The 3,056-nt window shown below is 66.0% G+C and carries 3 protein-coding genes; 1 reads left to right on the top strand and 2 read right to left on the bottom strand.

Annotated features, from left to right (window positions below; genetic code table 11):
* Positions 1 to 202: 202 nt before the first annotated feature.
* Positions 203 to 640, bottom strand: a complete 438-nt coding sequence (locus KZA10_RS10855; protein WP_218682889.1) for a hypothetical protein — start codon at positions 638 to 640, stop codon at positions 203 to 205.
* Between the two features lie 732 nt (positions 641 to 1,372).
* Here KZA10_RS10855 and KZA10_RS10860 point away from each other — a divergent pair.
* A complete protein-coding gene (locus KZA10_RS10860; protein ID WP_256934727.1) occupies positions 1,373 to 2,086 on the top strand; it encodes a GntR family transcriptional regulator in 714 nt (237 codons plus the stop codon).
* Positions 2,087 to 2,173: 87 nt separating this feature from the next.
* On the opposite strand, the gene KZA10_RS10865 is transcribed toward KZA10_RS10860, so the two are convergent.
* On the bottom strand, positions 2,174 to 2,851 hold the full coding sequence (locus tag KZA10_RS10865; protein ID WP_017829831.1) for a response regulator transcription factor: 678 nt from the start codon (positions 2,849 to 2,851) through the stop codon (positions 2,174 to 2,176).
* Positions 2,852 to 3,056: the final 205 nt, after the last annotated feature.

Consider the following 3,056-nt stretch of genomic DNA (forward strand, 5'->3'; position numbering starts at 1 on the left):
ATCGACGGTCTCGGATTGCTCAGTTGGTGTCTTCAATTCAGTGTTCATGACGTGATTCATCTTCCCGGACGACCGAAGCCGAACCGATCACGCCGAACCCCTCACACACAAACTTTCCGACAGACCCTCCCCACCCCCTTTTTTCTGCAGCGGGAGAGCCACTGATGGATGAACCGGGACGAGGCGTTCTGCCGTTGTGGGGTCAATCCGGGGCGAGCTCTGTCGGCGCGTTGCTTCCGTGACGCTCCCAGCGGATACCGGCATAGTCATTGAACCGGAGAACGGCTACCGTTCCGGTGTCGAACTCGGCTCGCCGCACACTGGTCGTGTCGGAAAGCGAGTGTTTGTTTGAGAACACCGGCACTTGCACCACGGACTTCTCAGTGCCGCCCACAGCGTTCCGCAAGTCAACGTCGAAAATGAAGCCGTCGCTGGTGTTCTGAATCCCAAGGGTCAGGCGAACGTCGTCGACACCGTAGTCGATGTCGGAGATCTGGGCGTGAACGTGTTGCGCCTGGCGAATGCGACGATCAGCCGCATCCGCCAGATAGGCGTCCCGGGCCGTCTTCGCCGCGCGCGCGGCTTGGAAGGCCGCGTATGCCGTGAACAACGCGGCGAGAAGAGCGATCAGCGCGGACACGATCGCGATGACTGTTGTCGGGACGTCTGATGCCAGCTGAACCACTCCTGGACTCGGGAATGGTGAAGGCATGGCCTCAAGATACTGAAGGGGTATGCAGATCTCGCACCCCCTTGGCCTCCGCGACAACCCGTAGTCCGCAAACAGTCCGCAGAACGTACCAACACGGACAGCAAAAACCGGCACCACCCAACAGCTACAGCCGCGAGTTCCAGCGCCCCCAGCAACTCTCGTCACCGACCAGCAATCCTGGGGCAGTTCATCAACTACCGGTAACCCACCGGGACACATCGAGAGAGGGGGTCGAGTGCAGCGCACTCGACCCCCTCTCTCGTCATTGTTGGATTGCATACTGATATATGGGTTTAGGTACCCAAGACTGGAAGCGGTCGACTCGATGCGACCGATGACGCGAACGCCGCGTGACGCACTGCCGTCGTAGGGCTACGCGATTTCGGGATTGCGAGCTTGCCCTCGTGGGGACGAGGCCGCGGCAGTTCCATGCGCTCGCGTCTTCGGTGGCCGGCGGATGCCCAGCATCCGCCGGCCACGGAACCCACGAGCACGAAGAGCACGGGCACGACGAGCCCGCCTGAGCCACGATGCGCGCCCCCACGCGGACTGCCGACTCAGGTGGGGGATATTGGCATCCGACGCGACTTCATGATGTAGTTGCCCTCCCGGGCGAATCATGGGGCGCTCGGGATCAGAAGGGCAACTGGGGGCAGATCCATGGGGAATATCGGATCGACGAACGTCGGCGAGAGCAAGCAGCTCTTGGCCGAGGAGGTCTTCCACCACATCGGCAGGCAGATCATCGACGGCACGCTGGCCGCGGGTGAGCGCATCCGCGATGTCGATGTCGCGGAAGAACTGCACGTGTCACGGACACCGGTGCGCGAGGCGCTGCAGCGGTTGGAACGGCTGGGCATGGTCACGATGTACCCGAGCCGGTACACGGAGGTCACGGCGGTGACGGCGGAGACCATCGCCCAATCGCTCGTGTTCGCCGGCTACCAGGCGGGAATCGCCGCGCGACTGGCGGTGCCGCAGATCACGGCCGCTCAACGCGAGCATGTGCTCGCGCTGGTCAACGCCATGCGCGCAGCTCTGGAAGACGGAGCCGGCACCTCGAACGCCCGATGGGCGGTGTTCTCCTACCTCGGCGAGCACAGCGGCAACGCGCAGCATCGCACGCTGATCGACGACGCGAGCATGGTCCTGTTCCGCAACCTTCGCGACTGGGTGGTCCCGCCGTCCGATCGCGCACGGATGGCGCAGATCTACGTCGCCGAACCGTCCGCACCGATGATCTGCAGGATCTCGTCGTCGAGCGCATCGATGTCCTTGCCGCCGGGGCCGCCCGCGCGTTCGGTGAGCTCTTCGAGGCGCTGTTCCGCCGCGCGCTCGGTGCTGCCGTGGATGCTGGCGCTGAGCACGCCGTAGAACGAGAAGGCGCCGATGAGGAGTGCGACGGCGACGACGACGGTGGCGCCGAGCGTGGTCCTGCCGCGCACGGAGCGCCAGCTGCGACTAGCCACCGTCGGCCGCCAGCCGGTAGCCCGCTCCGCGGATGGTCTCGATCGCCTCGCGTCCGAACGGCTTGTCGAGCTTGCGGCGCAGGTGCCCGACGTAGACCTCGACGATGTTGGGATCGCCGTCGAAGTCGTCGTCCCAGACGCCGTCGATGAGGGTGCGCTTCGACAGCACCTGGCCGCGATGACGCATCAGGTATTCGAGCACCGAGAACTCCCGAGCGGTCAGGCTCACGGGAGTCTCGCCCCGCCAGACCCGGTGCGCTGCGGGATCGAGCCGTAGATCGCCCGCTTCCAGGATCGCCGGACGCGCGACGGCGCCGCGCCGCACGAGAGCACGCAGGCGCGCGACGAGGATCGCGAACGAGAAGGGCTTGGTGACGTAGTCGTCGGCCCCGGTCTCGAGCGCTTCGACCTGGTCCCACTCGCCGTCCTTCGCCGTGAGCATCAGCACGGGGGTCCAGTTCTCCTCGGCCCTGAGCGCCTCGCACACCTTCCAGCCGCTCATGCCCGGCATCATCAGGTCGAGCACGATCGCGTCGTAGCGTGTCTCACGCGCGCGCCAGAGTCCGTCGACGCCGTTGTGTGCCACGTCGACGGCGAACCCCTCGGCCTCCAGGCCGCGGCGCACGCCCTCGGCCAGACGCACCTCGTCGTCCACCACCAGGATCCGCATGCCTCCAGTGTGGCCGCTCGACGCTGAATCGGGGCTGAAGCGGGTCGTGAGCCTCAGGCGTTGAGAGCGGCCTGGATCTCGCGGATCACCTCCCCGAGCGTGCCGGAGGCGAGCAGGCCCGGGCCGAGGGGGCCCGCGGTGTCGGAGCCGAGGGGAGGCAGTCTCCGGAGTGCGGATGCGACCTCGGGCGACAGGGCGGCGAGCT

The sequence above is a fragment of the Microbacterium sp. BF1 genome (assembly GCF_019279095.1).
Classification (GTDB): Bacteria; Actinomycetota; Actinomycetes; order Actinomycetales; family Microbacteriaceae; genus Microbacterium; species Microbacterium maritypicum.